The sequence below is a fragment of the Micromonospora sp. NBC_01392 genome (assembly GCF_045040125.1).
GTDB lineage: Bacteria > Actinomycetota > Actinomycetes > Mycobacteriales > Micromonosporaceae > Micromonospora.
In genome coordinates, this window is sequence record NZ_CP109549.1 from 544632 (window position 1) to 563007 (window position 18376).

Annotated in this window: 19 protein-coding genes; 14 read left to right on the top strand and 5 right to left on the bottom strand. The window is 67.7% G+C overall.

Annotation, left to right across the window (positions count from 1 at the left end):
* Positions 1-3: 3 nt before the first annotated feature.
* Positions 4-1086 (top strand): NAD-dependent epimerase/dehydratase family protein, encoded by a 1083-nt coding sequence (locus OG767_RS02545; RefSeq protein ID WP_405091976.1) that lies wholly within the window; start codon positions 4-6, stop codon positions 1084-1086.
* Positions 1087-1149: 63 nt separating this feature from the next.
* On the opposite strand, the gene OG767_RS02550 is transcribed toward OG767_RS02545, so the two are convergent.
* Complete coding sequence (locus OG767_RS02550) at positions 1150-2328, bottom strand: hypothetical protein (protein WP_405094114.1); 1179 nt, start codon at positions 2326-2328, stop codon at positions 1150-1152.
* Between the two features lie 80 nt (positions 2329-2408).
* Entirely contained in the window at positions 2409-3158 is a 750-nt protein-coding gene (locus OG767_RS02555) for a ZIP family metal transporter (RefSeq protein ID WP_405091977.1), read from the bottom strand.
* A 1104-nt stretch (positions 3159-4262) separates the two neighbouring features.
* Here OG767_RS02555 and OG767_RS02560 point away from each other — a divergent pair.
* Positions 4263-6863 (top strand): NACHT domain-containing protein, encoded by a 2601-nt coding sequence (locus OG767_RS02560; RefSeq protein WP_405091978.1) that lies wholly within the window; start codon positions 4263-4265, stop codon positions 6861-6863.
* Positions 6864-7335: 472 nt separating this feature from the next.
* On the opposite strand, the gene OG767_RS02565 is transcribed toward OG767_RS02560, so the two are convergent.
* Positions 7336-7758: a GntR family transcriptional regulator gene (locus tag OG767_RS02565; protein WP_405091979.1), complete on the bottom strand. Its 423-nt coding sequence runs from the start codon at positions 7756-7758 to the stop codon at positions 7336-7338.
* A gap of 538 nt (positions 7759-8296) precedes the next feature.
* On the opposite strand from OG767_RS02565, the gene OG767_RS02570 reads away from it, so the two are divergent.
* From OG767_RS02570 to OG767_RS02585, 4 genes are all read left to right on the top strand, one after another.
* On the top strand, positions 8297-8638 hold the full coding sequence (locus OG767_RS02570) for a hypothetical protein (protein WP_405091980.1): 342 nt from the start codon (positions 8297-8299) through the stop codon (positions 8636-8638).
* 10 nt (positions 8639-8648) lie between these two features.
* The gene (locus tag OG767_RS02575) at positions 8649-8975 is read left to right on the top strand and encodes a hypothetical protein (protein WP_405091981.1); all 327 of its coding nucleotides are present in this window, start codon (positions 8649-8651) and stop codon (positions 8973-8975) included.
* Between the two features lie 139 nt (positions 8976-9114).
* On the top strand, positions 9115-9927 hold the full coding sequence (locus OG767_RS02580; protein ID WP_405091982.1) for a GntR family transcriptional regulator: 813 nt from the start codon (positions 9115-9117) through the stop codon (positions 9925-9927).
* Positions 9915-10691, top strand: coding sequence for a glycosyltransferase family 2 protein (locus OG767_RS02585; RefSeq protein ID WP_405091983.1), 777 nt, complete (start codon positions 9915-9917; stop codon positions 10689-10691). Before OG767_RS02580 ends, OG767_RS02585 begins: the two co-directional genes overlap by 13 nt.
* Here the strand turns inward: OG767_RS02585 and OG767_RS02590 are convergent.
* Positions 10675-11121, bottom strand: a complete 447-nt coding sequence (locus tag OG767_RS02590; protein WP_405091984.1) for a hypothetical protein — start codon at positions 11119-11121, stop codon at positions 10675-10677. The two genes, OG767_RS02585 and OG767_RS02590, sit on opposite strands and share 17 nt — an antisense overlap.
* 90 nt (positions 11122-11211) lie before the next feature.
* Complete coding sequence (locus OG767_RS02595; RefSeq protein WP_405091985.1) at positions 11212-11409, bottom strand: hypothetical protein; 198 nt, start codon at positions 11407-11409, stop codon at positions 11212-11214.
* Between the two features lie 549 nt (positions 11410-11958).
* Here OG767_RS02595 and OG767_RS02600 point away from each other — a divergent pair.
* From OG767_RS02600 to OG767_RS02635, 8 genes are all read left to right on the top strand, one after another.
* Positions 11959-12354, top strand: coding sequence for a transcriptional regulator (locus OG767_RS02600; protein WP_405091986.1), 396 nt, complete (start codon positions 11959-11961; stop codon positions 12352-12354).
* 355 nt (positions 12355-12709) lie between these two features.
* A complete protein-coding gene (locus OG767_RS02605; RefSeq protein ID WP_405094115.1) occupies positions 12710-14248 on the top strand; it encodes a cell division protein FtsK in 1539 nt (512 codons plus the stop codon).
* Positions 14245-14499 (top strand): hypothetical protein, encoded by a 255-nt coding sequence (locus tag OG767_RS02610; protein ID WP_405091987.1) that lies wholly within the window; start codon positions 14245-14247, stop codon positions 14497-14499. The genes OG767_RS02605 and OG767_RS02610 overlap by 4 nt, the downstream gene beginning before the upstream one ends.
* Positions 14500-14504: 5 nt before the next feature.
* On the top strand, positions 14505-14696 hold the full coding sequence (locus tag OG767_RS02615) for a hypothetical protein (protein WP_405091988.1): 192 nt from the start codon (positions 14505-14507) through the stop codon (positions 14694-14696).
* A complete protein-coding gene (locus tag OG767_RS02620; RefSeq protein ID WP_405091989.1) occupies positions 14693-15238 on the top strand; it encodes a DUF2637 domain-containing protein in 546 nt (181 codons plus the stop codon). The genes OG767_RS02615 and OG767_RS02620 overlap by 4 nt, the downstream gene beginning before the upstream one ends.
* Entirely contained in the window at positions 15235-16989 is a 1755-nt protein-coding gene (locus OG767_RS02625) for a replication initiator (protein WP_405091990.1), read from the top strand. Before OG767_RS02620 ends, OG767_RS02625 begins: the two co-directional genes overlap by 4 nt.
* Entirely contained in the window at positions 16989-17168 is a 180-nt protein-coding gene (locus tag OG767_RS02630; protein ID WP_405091991.1) for a helix-turn-helix domain-containing protein, read from the top strand. The genes OG767_RS02625 and OG767_RS02630 overlap by 1 nt, the downstream gene beginning before the upstream one ends.
* On the top strand, positions 17168-18370 hold the full coding sequence (locus tag OG767_RS02635) for a tyrosine-type recombinase/integrase (protein WP_405091992.1): 1203 nt from the start codon (positions 17168-17170) through the stop codon (positions 18368-18370). Before OG767_RS02630 ends, OG767_RS02635 begins: the two co-directional genes overlap by 1 nt.
* Positions 18371-18376 lie beyond the last annotated feature (6 nt).

Here is an 18376-nt window from a genome sequence, read left to right on the forward strand (position 1 = left end):
GGCATGCGCATCGTGATCGTGGGGGCCACCGGCAACGTGGGGACCGCCGTACTCCGCCGGCTGCGGCAGGAGTCGGCGGCGGAACTGGTCGGGGTGGCCCGCCGGCTGCCCGGGCCGGACGCCGGTGAGCCGTACGACGACGTCCAGTGGCACTCCTGTGACATCGGCGCGCCCGGCGCCGCCGACGAGCTGGTGCGGATCTTCGCCGGGGCGCGGGCGGTCGTGCACCTGGCCTGGCAGATCCAGCCCAGCCACGACCGGCGCACGCTCCACCGGACCAACGTCGGCGGCAGCCGCGCGGTCATCGAGGCCACCGTCCGGGCCGGCGTTCCCGCCCTGGTGTACGCCTCGTCCGTCGGCACCTACGCGCCCGGCCCGAAGGACCATCCGGTCAGCGAGAACTGGCCGGCGACCGGGGTGCGGACGTCGTCGTACAGCCGGGACAAGGCCGAGGTGGAGGCGCTGCTGGACGACGTGCAGCGGGAGCACCCGGAGCTGCGGGTGGTCCGGCTGCGGCCGGGTCTGATCTTCCAGCGTGACGCCGGCACCGAGATCAGCCGCTACTTCCTCGGCCCGCTGGTGCCGGTGCGGCTGCTGCGCTACGGCCGGATCCCGCTGGTGCCCTCGCACAAGCGGCTCCGGATGCAGGCGGTGCACGCCGACGACGTGGCCGACGCGTACGCCCGGGCGGTCCTCGGCGACGCGCGCGGCGCGTTCAACGTGGCGACCGACCCGGTGCTGACGCCGGCGCTGGTGGCGCGGCACTTCCACGGCTGGACCGTGCCGGTGGCGGTGCCGGTGCTGCGCGCCGCGGCGGCGGTGACCTGGCGGGCCCGGCTGCAACCGGTCGACACCGGCTGGGTGGACCTGGCGCTGAACGTCCCGCTGATGTCCGCGCAGCGGGCCGAGACGGACCTCGGCTGGGTGCCCCGGGTCGACACGGTGACCGCCCTGAAGGACCTGATCGCCGGCATGTCGACGAGGTCGGGAACGAAATCCCCACCCCTGTCGACGGACCCCACCCTCCCCGGCCGCGCGGCTGCCCTGCCGAAGGGCCACCTCCCCGGCCACCCCAACCCGTACTAACCTCCGCGTTCCGGTGAGAAGGTGCCCCTTCTCTACCGGAGGCGTTAAGCAGGGGCCCGGCCTTCAGCCGCGGGTGAGGCGGGCGCCGAGGAAGAAGATGCCGGGGGCGCCCTTCGTCTCGAAGCCCCTGCTGGGGTTGCGGCGCAGGGTCGAGCTGGTGATCGACAGGGTGCCGGTGCGGTTGTTGCTGACGAAGAAGATGGCGCCGCCGCCCTCGTTGGCGCTGTTGTCCTCGACTATCGTGCCGGCGAGCTTCACCGCGAACTCGTTGCCGTCGCAGTAGATCGCGCCGCCGCTGCCGCCGCCCGGCGTGCCGCCCCGGGCCGGGTTCGCGCCGGTGCCGACCGCCTGGTTGTCGCGGAAGACGCTGTTCAGCACCGTCCAGGAGACGCCGATGCTGCTCAACGCCGCGCCGTTGGCGCACACCCCACCGGTGAACGTGCTGCCCACCACGTACACCGGCTTGTTCTCGAACTGGCTGAGCACCCGCAGCGCGGCGCCGCCCAGGTCCGGCCCGGTACGGTCGCAGCGGTTGTCGACGAACCGGGAGTTGACCACCTTGACCCGGCCGCCACGGACGAAGATCGCGCCGCCCCCGCCGCCCTCGGTCCGCTCGCCCGTCGAGTTGCCGTTCGCGAACGTCAGGTTCTGCACGGTGAGCTGCGGGTGGTCCTGGTTCTGGCAGTGCGAGGTGGTGAAGCCCTGCGCCGGGTCGCAGGTGTTCAGGTAGAGGATCCGTCGGCTGCCGCCGCCGCTCAGCGTGACCTTGCCGCCGCCGTCCAGCACGATGCGCGGGCCGTGCGCGTTCACCACCTTGGCGGTGGCCTTCATGGTGATGGTCACCGGTGCCGGGCCGCAGTCGAACGTGATGATGCCGCCGGCCGCCACCGCCTTCACCACCGCCGCCGAGGTGCAGCTCGCCGGCGTGCCGGTGCCGACGGTACGGGTCGGACGCGACGTGTCCACGGCCCGCGCCTCGGCCGGCACGGTGGCCCGCCCGTCCGGGTTGCCGGCGCGGAACGCGACAGCGGCCGGGCCAGGACTCGGCTTGGCGGTGCCGAGGCCGGCGCGGGCGTTCGGCGAGGCGGCCGGGGCGGCCGGGGCAGCGGCATCGGGGGCACCGGACGGTGTGCCGGCCGGGGTGGCGGCGGCCGGGGCGGTCCGGTCGGACGGCTCGCCGCCGCACCCGGGCAGCGTGGCGGTGGCCAGGGCGAGGACGAGGAGGGAGACAGCGGACTTCACGCGCACCCGCCGATGCTAGGGGGACCGGTCGCCCCGGCACGACTCCGTCGGCGATCCTTAACCCGCGGCTAAGCCGGCGGTCAGGCGTGCGAGAGGGCGAACGCGACCAGGAAGCCGAGCACCGTGATCAGGCCGACCAGCAGGTGGGCGTCCTCGAACGCCTCCGGGACCATGGTGTCGGTGATCATGGCCAGGATCGCGCCGGCGGCGAGCGCGGTGATGGTGGCCAGCACCTCCGGCGGGGCGCCGCCGAGCAGCGTGTACCCGGCCAGCGACGCGGCGCCGGAGATCAGCGCGATGGCCGCCCAGAGCCCGAACACGTAACGCCGGGACCGCCCGGCCTGCCGCATGCCGGCCGCGCTGGACAACCCCTCCGGCACGTTGCTGAGGAAGACCGCGATCACGGTGACGAGGCTGACCGGGCCGCCGGCCAGCAGGCTCGCGCCGATCACCACCGATTCCGGTACGCCGTCGAGCAGCGCGCCGACCGCGATCGCGTTACCCGAACCGGGCTGCTCCTGCTCGGAGGGCTGCTCGTCGCCGGAGCGCTTGCGGTGCCGCGCCCCGTGCCGGGCCAGCAGCACGTTCGCCCCGGTGTAGGTGAGCGCGCCGACCGCCGCGCCGATCGCCACCGGCAGCAGGCCGCCCTGCTCGTGCGCCTCCTCGATCAGCTCGAACGAGACGGCGGAGAGCAGCACGCCCGCCCCGAACGCCATCACCGACGCGGTGGCCCGGCGCGGCACCCGCGCGAAGAACCCGACGGCCGCCCCGATCAACAGGGCGGACCCGGCCAGCAGACCCCAGAATCCCGCTTGCAACCACTCCGGCACCCGCAGGACCCTACCCCCGGCCCGGCACCGGCAACCCGATCAGAAGTCGGCGTACAGGTCGACTCGTCCGTCGCTCACCAGCTCAGAGCTTTGATCAAGGCTCTGAGCTGGTTCTATGTCCGGGCGCCGATGGTCGTTCATGGTCAACGTTGGCCGGCGTTTGACGCCCTGACGACGCCCTGACGCCCTGGAGACGCCCTGAGCGCTGGCTCAGTTGACCCTCTTCTCGGGCCGGGCTCGCTGTGCCGCTGTGGGCCGTCTGAGGGGCTGCCGCTCGATGGTTCCGGAGCGGGGCCGGCGGCTGTGGAGAAGGGTCGGGCACGTCCTGGCGGTGGAGCTGGTGCCGCGACCCGGTGACTCGGTGGCAAGCCAGTCCCGGGGTTGGACTGGCGCGGCAGGCGGAAGCCCCGACCACTCGACCGGATTGACCTGCCGGCTTCCGTCGCGGCCTCGCTGAGCCTGCTTCCTCTCCACGTGGGGGCGGTGTCCCGGCGGCTGTCGGTGGCTCACCGCCCCGGCGCCGTAGGCGGCCGGGGCGGCTTGCCGCCGGCCGGGCTTGCCGTCCCGCACCGCGCGGAGCGCGGTGCCTTGATCCAGAACAGAGTAAATCGGCATTGGCGTGAGAGCGTCATCTGTCCCGTCATCTTCGGTGAGCGTTCGACTGCTACGACCAACACGACCATGAGGCGGCCCGAAACCGAGCGGTTCATGGGGCTGCCGCGACGTCGTCCTGGCCGGCACGTCGGCGCTATTGCCACACATGGTTTAGGAAGCCACTAGCGATCAGCACTGCGCGGCCTGTCGACCATCGCAAACGGCGGCAGCAACGTTGAGCACCTCCGAGGTCGATCCGCGTCTGTGCCGGATCTTGCGAAACGACCGGTCTGCTCACTACGAGTCGGTGATGGCTATCCCTGGTGGTTAGAGCGGGCCGCAGGCCAGGCAATCCGGTGTAGTCGCATCCACGACATTCACCTTCCTTTTGAGTCTGAGCGCTGGTATTTCTGCCCTCTTGGGCCTGCAGGTGTAGCGACGCTCGCGGCATGGAACCACTAGCCATCGCCGACAGCACACCTCAGAGGACTATTGGAGGAGTCATTGAGCTTGTACGGTCTGGATATCAAGACCGCGGCCGTTACCGCAATAGCGGTTCCCTTGATCTTTCTCGTCCTAAAAAGGATATCGCGATTTGTTCAAGAGAATGCAAACCAAATCCTTGACGCGGGAGTGTGGATAGCTGACAGGTTCATTGCCGAGTCGATAACGACACGAATGAGCTTAAAGAGATATTGTCACGCAGAGTTGGCCAAGGATACGACGAAGTTTCTTCAAGTCCCAGGAGCGGCAGAGGCTGCTTTGCCAACGGACTCAACTTTCGTTCCACTGAGGCTTGAAAGCGCTTCTCGCCATGCAAAATCGACTCAAGATATCTGGAGGGACGAGGCAACACGGGTACAGATCATTGGAGATCCCGGATCGGGCAAAACATCGCTCGTCAAGAGGACCTTCAGAGATGCGTGTTGGGATGCTTTGCAGTCGAAGCAGGCACCCTTGCCAATCGTTGTGGATCTGAAGAACTTCCTGCCGCCGAAACGGACTACCTCTGAGCGTGCTTTGGGAGACTGGGCTATCCGGCATCTTCGCGAGAAAGTCGAGTCGGTTGGCGGCTACCAGATGGGCAAACTATTTGATCTGTCGCTGGGCGGCAGAGGGCTAATGGTTCTACTTGACGGACTGGATGAGGTTTCTACTGACAGTTACCCCATAGTCGCCAAGGCAATCAGTACATTGAGTCAAAGAATGGCTAATGCGGGCCCCAGTAATAAGCTCGCCTTGACGATGCGGACCCAGTTTTACAAGCAGATCCATTCCAGCTTCTCTGAGGCGTTTCCGATCGTGTATCATGTCCAACCGTTTACACCGACGGACATTTATAGTTTCCTATCAGTGTGGCCTTACCCTGACGGCGTTCCGCGAAACGCTACGATCAACAGAATTTTCGCCGAACTTACCGATAGGCCAACGCTGCGAGAAATGTGTAGCAATCCCCTCGTGCTAGCAATGTATGTCGCCAGCGACCAAGGCGGGAACAGTGTCGGAACTCCAGACACACGTACAGGTTTCTACTCGCGGGTTGTTGATGAACTATTGCTTTTTCGACGAAACCGTCAATTAGACTTGCCCATGAAGAGCACAGTCCGCGAACAGCGAGAGCGTCTCTTCGGAAAACTTTCCTTTGAAAACTTGACTGACCCTTCTCAGCCCGCCAACCTAATTAATTGGGATCGCGCCCTGGCGGTTACTAGCGAGATCTACGGCTGCAACTCCGAACAAGAGGCGAAAGGGCGATTGCGAGAAATATGTAAAGAGACGGGGTTGTTGTCGGAGGAGCGAGCCGGTGAAACCCTTCGGTTTATCCACTTAACATTTTGTGAATTTCTAGCGGCAAAGGAGGCGATCCACGGGCGAGAAACGGGGTGGCTTGAACTAATTTCCGTACATCGGGAGTTTGCGACGAAGGATGTACAAAGCGCCACAAAACTCATCGAGGTGCTCCCGTTCGCAGCGGGACTAACATCGCGAGTTATGAGGGCGCGGATGCTAGACGACATCGCGGCTTTGAGTGATTCAAGAGTCTTGGGCCGCGTGTTCTTGGAGACACATGCTTACGATCACCCTATTTGGACGTCTTTTGCCAGCTCTGAGGCGGCTTTCCTGACAAGCAGTCCTCAGTCACGTTGGGACGACGAATGGTTACAAAGACTCCACCTTTTCACCGTAATTCTCACCGACGAGGCCGAGTGGCGACAAGCATATAATCGAGCCCCGGCAGCAATAACCCACGAACAACTTCTCAAGATGCTGATTCAGGGTGACCGGACGAGACTTGTAGCAGTACTAGGCTCGTACGCCTCCGTTGATCCGCAAGCCGCTTTCCGTCTGGCCCAGTCTCTTCAGGTGGATCTCATTGCAGACCATCCCGCAGTGATCGTAGAAAACCTCTCCAATTATCCCCTGTATTCGCTTGTGATCGAGGATTTAAGCACACGTCCGACTCCGGAACTACAGCAAGCGCTCATAGTCTGCGAGGCGGCAATGCTGAACCCCTTTGCGGGTTTCAACCTAAGCGACGAACCGTATTCGACCTTGCGATTTCCGGCACCTTCGTCGATTCCTCGTCGATTCCGCTGGTACACGAGCGACAAAGATCTGAATTTGCTCTCGTATTCGGCGAGCATCATATCCAATGCCCACTTAACTGACGTCATAGATGAAAAAAAGTTCCCCCGCTGCGCTCGGCTGGCAGCGTTGAAGCCCCCGGGCGCCTTCCTGTTCACGAGATTTCTCTGGTTTGGACGATGGCGCGTTCTGGCGTTGAGCTTCGCCTTTTATGCGGCCTCGGCCGTGGTGGCGCTGGACAGGACAAGCGGCCGACTTTTCCTCTGGGCCAGCAGCCTAGGCATCTCCGCCTTTTTTTGGATCGCCAGTAGCTTCATCTTTTATAGGCAGGAACGTATGAGGCACTTCGAGTGGTTCTTGCTTGGATTGCTCCACGATGTTAGGGGGCGCGTTCGCTTGACGGCCCCGAGAAAACGGCCCTGGATCTTGCGAATCCCCGCTCTGCTTGCCGTGCGCGCCTCGCAGCCTCTGCTTAATGCCGCCACCGCCGCCGAAGACGCGACTTCCAAATCGCCAAAGCAATAGTCGCCATAGGCCATCCTCACTGTCTTTGGCCGACCCACCCTCTAGGGAGCGGGCCACCGCCCGACCGCCACGTCAAGTGGACCTTGGTGCCACGTACGCACGCGCTGGCGGGTCGGGGCGGCGGCCCGCTCGGCTCGGTGGCTGACAGGATGGCCCAGCGCAGCCACATACCGATCGCAACCCGCCGACGGACCCCGACCATCTCGGAGTCACCGCGGCTCGTCGCGCGGACCCCGCGTACGCTCCCCTGTGCCGTGCCGCTCGGGGCGCGGCCCGGCCGGCTGCCGGCTCACGAACACTAACCACCTTCGGCATCCTCAGAGGCGGCACTGGGCCTTCCGCTCTTCGCGTTGGCCGATGGGCATGGGCATGACCGCTGCCATCTCCCGGCCGGGCGGTCATGGCGCCTAATTGGCGGCGCTCGCGGCCCGTTGAGGGCCGCCTCGAAAAGCATCGAAAGTGCGGAGGAATGTTATTTATTCGTTCGAAGTAGGTGGTAGGTTCTGGCGACTGTTCTAACCGCTCCATTCGTTCGGGCAACGGTTTGCTCTTCTACCAGTAGCGAGCCAACCTCGACAGCGAAGAGCGCCGCTAGCTCCCTGTCGGCGGCGACGCGGCGTCTCCGCGTTTCCGATCCAGAATTCTTGTCAAGCGCGCTGTCGTGCCAGCGAGGGTTCGCGTAGGTGCCGCGTCCTTGCTCGGTATTAACTACCCGTTCCTCGCGCAGAACCGCAATAGCTTGGCGGATTGTGCCGCGACTGGCCCGAAACTCCGTGGTGAGGGCGCTCTCTGGTGGTAGTAGGGCGCCCAGCGGGATAGCGCCGCTCTGTATGCGCTCTCTCAGCTCGTCGGCGATGACGCGGTAGCGGGGTTGTCCGTAGTGCGGGGTGGGCACCTGCTCACCGTACCTGGCACTTGTCTTACCAAGTGTCAACCAAACGACCCGTTTCGACGTCTAGACAACTCGTTCACTTGTAGATACGTTTCGTGGTGTGCGGCCAGGGTGACGGCCCGTGTCAGGGGTGGTCTCGTGCTGGCCCTGGTCGCACCTGACGCGCGGCGTCCTGTCGGACCGGTTGCGGTAGCCGCGCGGACAAGTTGGCTCGGCGATACCCGACCCGTCCCCGTCGGGCGGTGCGCCGTGCCTTCATCCGAGCCGGTGGCCGGCCGCATTCCCCCGTGGCCGGCCGCCAGCTCTCTTCTACCTGTGGAGGTGCTATGTCCAGCCGTCCTCGCCGACGCCGCCGGCTCTCCCTGCGGTGGCCCCGAAAGCGGTACCCGACGCGATCAGCCACGGGCAATGTCCCGGCAGGTGCGTGCCCGACGGTCCCACTGTTCGCGCGATGGTCGGTCGAGCAGGCACGGAAGTCGTCCGCGTTGCCGCCTACCCCGCCGATCACGCAAGTCCAGATCTACCGGGACGGTGCCGGGCGGTGGCCGCGGTGACGCCTACGAACAAGCGCGCCGACGTTACGAGCCACCCGGACTGGTGTGCCCCGGATCGCTGCGGTCACCTCGTGCCGCCGCTAATGACGGAGATGACTCGCAACCATCGCGGTGCAATGCATCGGGTCGGCAACGCTCGTGCGGGCGGCATGGTGGTTGCGTACCTCATCGGCGCCGACGTCCGGACTCCCCTGATCGCGGTGCATGCGACGTGCCGGGCTGGTATCGGCTGGGCTGAGCTGTCCCTGACGCAGGCCGTTCGACTGGCCGAGTGCCTGCGGGGCCTGGTGATCGAGGCGGGCGGAGATCCCGGGAGCCGTGATGACTGAGGCAGGGAGCATGCCGGAGTACGTCCTGGGGTCGGTGACCGATGTCGTCGGATGTCCCGCGTGGTGCCAGGGGTGTGGGTCGAACGACCCGATGCACCGAGGGTTCCTCGCCACCGTCGGCCAGGAGCGGACGGGCTGGGTCAGCGTTCAGATGCTGCTCGACCGGTTCGGCCGACGGGACCTGGTCGTGAAGCTCGACGCCACCCGCGACGGCGTGATCCAGCCCGTCCTGCTCGATCGAGTCCGTCTGGACCGCCTCATCTACGAACTGACCTACGTCCGCCTGGTGATGATGACCAAGGGCCTACATCTGGAAGAGCACGATGAGCACCCCTGAGCGTCGGCACAGCCAGACTCCCTCACCGGCCGCGCGGCAGACCAGGCGGCCTGCGCCTCCGGTCGCCCCGGTCCCCGAGCGTCCGGCTAGGGGGACCACCTGGCAGACGTTGGAACGTCTTGGGGGTACGGTGTCCGGTATGCAAGGCCGGGACTGGCGCCCTCGCTACCTGCAACTCGCCGAAGAGTTGCGGGCAAAGATCATGGGCGGCGAATTGGCCCCCGGCACGCTGATGCCGAGTGAAACCGAGCTTGCCGACTCCTCCGGCCTGTCCCGCACCAGCGTGCGCAACGCGATCCGGCAGCTCCGCGAGTGGGGCCTGGTCCGCGCCGAGCAGGGACGCGGCACCTACGTGCGGGCACCCCGCCAACGGGTACGCCGACGCAACGCCGAGCGCTACCAGTGGGAGAAGGACCGGGTCCTGCTCGACGAGGACGAGCGGCTGAAGACCGGTGCCACCGAGCACGACACCGGCCTCACCGTCGACGACCTCAAGTTCCACGCCGAGTACACGCGCGTGGAAGCGGATGCGGAGATGGCGGCGGCCTTACAGGTCGACCCGGGTACGCCGCTGCTACGCCGGGTCTACTGGACCTCCTCGCGGCACGAGAACGCGCCGCTGACGGTGTCGTACTCGTATCTGCCATACGACCTGGTGGCCGCGAACCCGGACCTGCTCGACGAGGGCAAGGAGCCGTGGCCCGGCGGTACACAGCACCAGCTCCACACCATCGGCATCGAGCTGGACCGGATCGACGACGAGATCCGCGCACGTCCGCCGTCGCCGGATGAGGCCGAACTCCTGGACATCGACCCGGGCGTCTCCGTCCTCACCGTGCGCAAAACCTCCGTCGACACCACCGGCCGCGTCGTCGAAGTAGCGGACGTCGTGATGCCCGGTGATCGCACCGAGCTTGTCTACTCCCACACACTCCAGCGGTGGAAAACGTGACGCGACTCGTCTCGGTCGTCACCCCGGTCCACGCGCCCAGCATCGAATACCTGACTGGCGCCTACGAGTCGCTGACCAAGCAGGACATGCCCACCGGGTGGGACTGGCAATGGCTCGTCCAAGAGGACGGACAGACCGGCGCCCTGGTCGACGTCCTGCCTGATGAGCCCCGGATCAGTCTCGGCATCGGTCGTCCCGGTGGGCCTGGTGTTGCCCGTACCCTCGCTCTTTCCCGGGTGTCTGGTGACCTCATCAAGGTCTTGGACGCCGACGACCAGTTGACGCCCGGCGCGCTCGCCCGGGACATCGCCGCGTTCGACGCGCATCCGCAGATCGGCTGGACCACCTCACGGGTACTCGACCTGCTGCCCGACGGGTCAACCGCCGGCTGGGACAAGGACCCAGCCGGCGGGATCGTCGACCGCGGGGCGGTCCTGTCGTTCTGGCAAGCCAACGACTACCGGGCATCGGTGCACCCGGCGACCCTGTGCCTGCGGCGGGATCTCGTCTTCGCCTTGGGTGGCTGGATGGCGCTCCCCGCCTCCGAGGACACCGGCCTACTGCTCGCCGCCAACGCCGTCAGCGCCGGCTACTTCACCCGGGAGTACGGGCTGCTCTACCGCAAGTGGCCCGGCCAGGTCACCAGCCAAGCCGCGCACCGGGAACCGGCCGAGTATCAGGCCCGCATGCGGATCATCGAGGCCAGAGCCAACGCCCTGGCCTCGATGCTGCCGACCGGCCTACCGCTCACTCCTTCGGCGTAGCCTCGTGCCCCGGCATTCCGTGGGTACGCCGCCGCTCCTTCATCTCCGCCTCGTAGATGTGCCGCCGGCCGTCGGCCAGCTTCTCCCGTGCGTCCCGCTCGATCTCCTGGAACGCGGCGTAGTAGCCATCGTCGAACTCCTCCACGATCTGGAACGTCCAACGGCCGGGAAGTAGGTTCCGCCCCAATAGCTCGTGCTCGACACGGTCGGCCGTCTCGTCGTGCCCAGCCTCGCGGAGTAGCTTCACCACTCGGTCGAGCGTGAGATCCGCCCCGCCGACGAGCTGGTGTGCCGAGTACAGGTGACCGCGTACTCGGTGGATCGTTTCCAGGGCCTTGCTCAGTTCCCCCAGGGCTTCGACTGTTGCATCATCCATTCCGTTCGGCCGGGCGTGATCCCGGTCTACCGAGTGGTGTGGTTGAGCGTTCATGCCGCGAGAGATAGCCCCGGACGGACTTCCCAAACTCGGGGAAGGGCGAAGCCCACACCAACGAGTGGTGCGGGCTTCGCTGGCCTACGTCTACTTGCCGCCGCTCTTGTTCTTGGTGGCGTCGACGAGCTTCACGGGGCCGCCGTTCGGGGTCGGGGGGACCCGGTGCCCCTTCGGAACGGTCACCTCGGGCCCACCGTTGACCGGCTGGTACTGGCCGCTGTAGGGAGCAGGCGTTCCCGGGTTGATGATGACGGACTTGCTGGGGCGGGTGGCCTTCTTCGCCACGTCGCCTCCCTTCGATGAGCACTAGGACGCTCGCCGGATTCGCGCCGCGAGATCTCGCGTCGTCTAAGACGGAGTGCTAGCCTCTCGGGTCTACTGGCAGGTAGGCGCGTACCCGACGAGTGTCCGAACCCGACGCTCTGTCGGGTTTTCGTGCTTGGGAAGCTAAGCACACTCCGTGTCCGTCCACAATGCCCTCCCCTGAAAACCTGAGTTGACAGCCGCGCTGGTGGGCCGCCGGATGATGTGCATCTCGCGGTGGGTTGGATCTTCGGGCGAGCGGCCAAATGTCACGCTGCGTATATACGGTCAACCGGGCCGAGCTGCGGTTTTTCCCCGAACACGCGTACGAGGCGTCTAGCTCCGATGTCTACACGCGCGACTGTGGAAAACGATCACATCAATCGGCCTGGGTCGATAATGTGATGCGCGCCTCTCCCTAGATTTCGCGCCTGCTCGCCCCCGTGTATGAACTTGTTGACTTGTCTGCCAAGTGCCGTCTACCTTGGAGTCTCAACTTGGCAGACATGCCAACGACCTGGAGGTTGAGCGATGGCTCTGCGTGGCGGTACGAGGTTCGCCGTGCGTTGTGAGGACGTGTTCCCGGCGGGATGCGCCCTGGTTCCCGAGTCCCTGGGTGAGGTCGAGGACTTCGACGAGAAGACGGGTCGGCGTAGCCCGGCGAAGGACAAGTTGACCGGCCAGCGGGTGTGGCAGGTGCGGGTGATGGACCTGGACCCGGAGCTTGGCAAGCGCTCCCGGGAGACGACGGTCAAGATTTCCGCCGACTACCAACCGGTGCCGCCGACGGGGGCGCCGTTCGAGGCGGTGGAGTTCGAGGGCATGACGGTGACGCCGTACGTGTCGAACAACGGCCGGATGGCGTACTCGCTGCGGGCGACCGGCATGCGGGCCCCGGCGGGCGTGGCCAAGAAGGCGGCGGCGTAGCCGCATCAGGTGGGGGCGGGGCTGTCAGGTCTTGGCGGACGGCAGCCCCGCCCTCTGTCTCTTTCCCCTGCTCTGTCGAGAGAGGTAGTGACGTGTCCAAGGGTATGCGTCCGGCTGGCCGTGGCTGGCCTCGGTGTGGCGTGTGTCAGTCGCGGTTCGATCCGGTCACCGGTGTCGACGGCCGGTGTGAGGGCTGCGTGGGGCAGCTCGTGCTTCCGTTTCCTCCGGTCCGGGATGCGTCGGGTCGGTTCGTGTCGCTGCGGGGTGCCAAGTGATTGGGCGGCCTCGCGGTGAGGTGGTGACGACCTCGGCCGGTGACCTGATCGTGTTCCGTCCGAGACGGTTCGAGCTGCCGATGTGGGCGGTGGTGCTCGGCCTGGTGCTGCGCTGGTCGGGGCGGCTGCTGTGGTGGTGCCTGCGGCATCCGGTGGCTACCGCCTCGGTGGTGCTGGCGCTGTGGCTGTACGTCGAGTTCGACTGGCCCGGCCTGGTGGTGCCGCTCGTGGTGACGTTGGCGGTGTCGGCGCTGTGGCGTTGGCGGGATGAGTCGTCGTGGTGGGCGTGGCTGGCGGGTCCGCTGCTGGGGGCGTTCCGGCGGATCTTCGTCTATCGGCGGGTGTGGCGTGAGGCGATGACGTTGTGCGGGTTCGCGGAGTCGTTCGACCGGCGGCACGTGCTCCCTGACCTGTTGCGGGTCCGTTCGGATCAGGCCCTGGATGTGTTGACGGTGCGGATGGTGCGGGGGCAGACGCCGGAGCAGTTCCAGCGGGTGAGCGCGAATCTGGCGTACGCCTTCGGCCGGCGGCATGCCCGGGTCTACTCGGAACGTCCCGGTGATCCGCCGACGCGTGCCGGTCGGTGGGGCTGGGTGCTGCGGCTGGTGGATCGGGTGCGGTATCGGGACCGGCCGACGGTGGTCTATCTGGCGTTGGTGCGTACCGATGCGTTGCGCATGGTGGTGCCGCCGTTCCCGGTGCCGTCGGTGCCGGACTTCACCGCGCTTCCGCTGGCTCGGCGGGAGGATCTGCGTCCCTGGTCGCTGCATCTGCTGGCGACTCACGTCCTGGTGGGCGGCGCCACCCGGTCGGGGAAGGGATCGGTGCTGTGGTCGCTGGTCCGGGTCCTCGGCGGCGGTGTCGCCTCGGGCCTGGTGCGGCTGTGGGTGGTCGACCCGAAGGGCGGGATGGAGTTCGCGCTCGGCCGGCCGATGTTCGCCCGGTTCGCGTGCAAGTCGTTCGAGGCGATGGCGGACCTGCTCGACGAGGCCGTCACGGTGCTGCGGGAGCGTCAGACCCGCCTGGCGGGAACGGTGCGGGTGCACACGCCGACCGAGGTGGACCCCTTGGTCGTGGTCGTCGTCGACGAGATGGCGGCGCTGACCGCGTATCTGCAGGATGTCGAGCTGCGCAAGCGCATCGCCGGCTCGCTTGGGGTGCTGCTGTCGCAGGGGGCCGGCGTCGGCGTGCTGGTGGTGGCCGCGTTGCAGGACCCGCGTAAGGAGGTGCTGCCGTTCCGGGACCTGTTCCCGACCCGCATCGCGCTCGGCCTGACCGAGGCGTCACAGGTCGACATGGTCCTCGGTGACGGTGCCCGCAACCGGGGCGCGCTCGCGGACCAGATGCCCCGCTGGGCCAAGGGCGTCGGGTACGTGATCCTCGACGGCACCCCCGACCCGATGCGGGTCCGGTTCTCGTACGTCAGCGACGACGACATCCGCGACATGGCCCAGCGGTTCCCGGCGCCGGCTGACGCCTCGGACATCCTCGCCCAGGTCGGCCGGGAAACCGCCACCGAACCGGTACGCCTTCCGTTGCCGCGTAAGCCGTCCGGGCGGCTGCTGCCCGACGCGCTGCGCAACCTGCTCGACTCCGACGGCGGGGGTGAGCCGCGGTGACCACCCCTGCGAACGGTCGCCGGTTCTACCGGCTGCGCATCCCCGAACCGGTCACCGCCGTGTCCGTCCGCGTCGACGCCGATCGGCCTGACCCGTACCCGGTGTATCTCGCGGTCGGTGCGGGCCGGCGACGGATGTCCCTGACCCCCGACGAGGCGTGGGCGCTGTGGCGCTGCCTGTCCGAAGCGGTCGCCACGCTCGGCGCCCCTCCCGACTACATCCGCACCGACATCCGACCGGCCAGGAGGTAACCGCGATGACCACCCTTACCCGCATCGTCAACCGGCTCCGCCGCCCGCTGCGCATCCGCCTGGTTGGCCCCGCCGACCACACCGCCGCCGCCCTGCACGGACTGGCGCACATGGTCAACCGCCGCCCCGACATGGCCGACCGCCGCATCCGCATCGACCTGACCATCCGCGAGAAGCCGTTGCAGGAGTGGCGATGACCGAGCGCACCGAATCGGCCGTACGCCTGGTGATCCTGCTCGCCATCGCCGCCATGGCCGGCGCCGCCGCCTTCACCCACGTCCACGACCTGTCCGTCGCCCACGGCCAACCCGACTGGATCGGCTGGGCCAACGCCGTGGCGGTCGAGCTGATGACGATCTACCTCGGCCTGGAACTACGCGCCCGCCGCCGCGCCGGCCGACCCGTCGGCCTGGTGGGCTCGCTGCTGGTGGCGTTCGCGGTGCTGTCCCTCGCGGCCCAGGTCGCGGAAGCCCATCCGTCGGTCTGGGGCTGGGTCGTGGCGGCGGTGCCGTCGCTGGCCTTCCTCGCCCTGGTCAAAGTCGTCCTGTCCAACGCCCCGGTCACCCCGCCGGCTGTCGAGCCCGACCAGCCCGACGCCTACCGGTACGACGAGCCAGAGCAGGCCACCGAGGTCGAATCGGTCCGCCCGATCGTGCCGGCACCGCCCGTCGTGCCGGCGGTGCTGCCTCCGCGCACTGTCCAGCCCAACCGGCCGCACGTCGTCGGGATCATCCGATGACCGCTCCGACCCTGCCCGGCCTCGCGCCGGCCGCCCCGACCCCGGCTGCTGCTCCCCGGCCGGGGTCGCGGGCGGCCCGCATGGCACTACCCCGCTCGGTCGACGTGCTCAAAGAGATCGCCGCCGAGTACGGCGTCTGCGTGCGCCCCCTGGCCATGCGCCGCACCGACCTCGACACCGGCCTGACCGAGGTCATCGACCTGCCCTGTGGCGCGACCCGGGAGGACAAGTGCGCGCCGTGCGCGAAGAAGAACCGCCGGCTACGGCAGGCCCAGATCCGGGAGGGCTGGCACCGCGACGACGAACCGCTACCGCCCCCGGAGCCGGCGACCGACGAACAGGAATCCCTGATCCTCTTCCGCGCACACCTGGAGTTCTCCCGCGACGAGGCATCCCGGTCATGCCAGTGGGACCAGGTCGAAGACCTCGACGAGGCGATCCGCGAAGTGGAAGAGGCCATCGCGGCCGAAGGGCTCCGGGGACGGGTCGCCCCGCCACACGCCACCGCCGACGACGACCAGGGCGACGACGACACCGGCCCGCGCCGCAAGCGCTCCACCCGACGGCGTCAGGACGCACCGGAACTGCCTCGCCGCAAGGTCGAGCCGCGCACAGTCGGCAGGACATACACCGCTGCGGACGGGGCCACCTACCGGCCGTCGATGTGGCTGACGCTCACCCTCGACTCCTACGGCCCGGTCCGCCCCGACGGCACCCCACTCAACCCCGACCGGTACGACTACCGCCGGGCCGCCTGGGACGCGGTGCACTTCCCTCGGCTGCTCGATCGGTTCTGGCAGAACCTGCGCCGCTGTGAGGGCTGGAACGTCCAGTACGCCGGCTGCGTCGAGCCGCAACGCCGCCTCGCCCCACACGCCCACTTCGCCATCCGAGGCACGATCCCCCGGGACATCCTGCGCACCGTCGCGGCGGCGACCTACCACCAGGTGTGGTGGCCGGCGGTCGACATCCAGCGGTACACGGTCGAGCGGCCCCCGGTGTGGGACGAGGACACCTCCGCGTGGGTCGACCCGGACACCCGCCAGCCGCTGACCACCTGGACGGAAGCCCTCGACGCCATCGACGACGACCCCGACGCCGAACCGGTGCACGTCGTGCGCTTCGGCTCCCAGGTCGACGCTCGGGGCGTCATGCCCGGCACCGAGGACGCCGAGCGGACGATCCGGTACGTCACGAAGTACATCACCAAGCACACCGGCGACTGCCACAAGGCGACCACCGACCGGCAGCGGACGCACCTGGACCGGCTGTGGCGGGAACTGCGCGTGACCCCGTGCACCGACCGGTGCGCGAACTGGCTGCTGTACGGCGTCCAGCCGAAGAAGGCGCACGCGAAGCTCAAGCCGGGCCGCTGCAAGGGCAAGGTCCACCAGCGCGACACCCTCGGCATCGGCGGCCGGCGCATCCTCATCTCCCGCGACTGGTCCGGCAAGACGCTGAGCGACCACAAGCACGACGTGCGGGCCTGGGTGCGGGCGCTGCTCGGCGTCACCGTCGGCCTCGATGGCGTCGACGACCAGGGCGCCACCGCCGAACCGGTCCGCCACGCCTGGGAACTGGCCCGCCCCGATGACCCGGACGTGCCGGCCATGGCCCACCGGCTGCTGCGGTCGATCAGCGAACGCGCCCGCTGGCGCTCCGAACTGCTCGCCGCGAAGGACCGCGCGGCCCAGCTCCCCGAGGACACCTCGACGACGGACACGGACGACAAGACGGGGGAGGGGCCGTAATGGCCAAGGACGAGCTGTGGACGGTTCAGGACGTGTCGACGTACCTCCGGGTACCGCAGGAAACGCTGTACCGCTGGCGCAAGGTCAAATACGGCCCGCCGGCGGCTCGGATCGGCCGACACCTGCGCTACGAGCCGGAAGCGGTACGGGCCTGGGTACGTGAGCAGGCGGCGGCCTGATGGGGCACGTCGAAGACCGCTGGTACAAGACGCTGCGTCACGAGGGCGGGCGGAAGGAGCGGGTCAAGACGCAACTGTTCGGCAAAGGGCTGCGCTACCGGGTGCGGTACATCGGGCCGGACGGCAAGGAACGCAAGAAGTCCTTCCCGGACCGGGCCAAGCGCGAGGCTGACGCGTTCCTCGTCTCGACCGAGACGGACAAGCTTCGCGGCTCCTACGTCGACCCGGTCGCCGGCCGGATGACCTTCGCCGAGTACGCCGAACGGTGGCTCAGGACGCGCTCGGTCGACGAGTCGACTCGCGAGACCACCGAGTTCCGCGTACGAAAGCATCTGCTGCCCTTCTTCGGCTCTCGGCAACTGGCGGCGATCAAGCCCGGTCTCATCCGGGAGTGGGACGCCGCGATGGTCGGCAAGCTGGCGCCCTCCACCCGGGCCGTCGTCTTCGCCCACCTGCAAACCATCCTCGCCGCGGCCGTCGATGACGAGCGGATCGCCAAGAATCCGTGCTCGGCAACGTCGGTCAACCCTCCGCGTCCGGCTGCGCGCCGGGTAGTGCCGTGGCGGTACGACCAGATCTCGGCAATCCGCATGGGCCTTGCCCCGCGCTATCGGGCGATGGTCGACCTCGGCGCCGGCTGCGGACTGCGGCAGGGGGAGATCCTCGGCCTCAGCATCGACGACATCGACTTCGACGCCGGGTGGGTCCAGGTTTCGCGACAGGTCAAGATCGTCCGGTGCCGGTTGGTGTTCGGGCTGCCAAAGAACGACCGGGACCGTCGGGTGCCGCTGCCGGACTCCGTCGGCCAGGCGCTGCGGCAGCACATCGAGGATCGCTACTCGCTGACGCTCACCCTGCCGTGGGAGCACCCCGCCAGCGAGGAGCGGGCCACGGCGCGACTGTTGTTCACCACCACCCATCGCAACGCGATCAACCGTTGCAGGTTCAACGAAACGAGCTGGCGGCCGGCTGTCGTCGCGGCCGGCATCACGCCGACCCGGGCGACCGGCATGCACGCGCTACGGCACTTCTACGCCTCCTCGCTGCTCGACGCGGGAGAGAGCATCAAGGCTGTCGCGTCGTACCTCGGGCACGCCGACCCCGGGTTCACGCTCCGGGTCTACACGCACCTGATGCCGGCCAGCGAGGAGCGCACCCGGAACGCGATCGACGGACTGTTCGGGGCGCCGCGAGAGCCCTGACGCCCT